Origin of the sequence: Streptomyces sp. SID12501, assembly GCF_010550245.1 — a bacterium.
Lineage (GTDB): Bacteria > Actinomycetota > Actinomycetes > Streptomycetales > Streptomycetaceae > Streptomyces.
Window position 1 is genome coordinate 1 of sequence record NZ_JAAGLU010001000.1, and the last position, 394, is coordinate 394.

Here is a 394-nt window from a genome sequence, read left to right on the forward strand (position 1 = left end):
CCGCATCAGTCATGACCATCTTATGACCTCTCTCGGTCGGTTCCCCGGCCGAGAGCAGATCCAGAAATGGCTCAATGCTGGAGTGCTGGAGGACGGCCGGTTCAGCTCAACACCAGAAGGCACCCCCAAGGGGGAGTCATCAGCCCGTTGCTACTGAACATCGCTCTTCACGGGATGGGAGAGGGAATCGCCGGAAAGGAACCCTCTCCAGTCCTTGTTCGATACGCCGATGACTTCGTGGTGTTGTGTACCACGGAGGATGAGGCATGTACTACAGCCTCAGATCATGTGACTTCTGATCGTTGCTGACGTTGTCTGGACATGCTGGTTGATGTGAGTCTTGAGCAAGTCGATGGCTGGGCCGAGGAGTTGGCGGCGCTCACGGAAGGGCTGG

Annotated in this window: 1 pseudogene; it reads left to right on the plus strand. The window is 57.4% G+C overall.

Annotation, left to right across the window (positions count from 1 at the left end):
• A pseudogene (locus tag G3I71_RS49530) lies at positions 1-267 on the plus strand (reverse transcriptase domain-containing protein); the annotation flags it as partial.
• Positions 268-394: the final 127 nt, after the last annotated feature.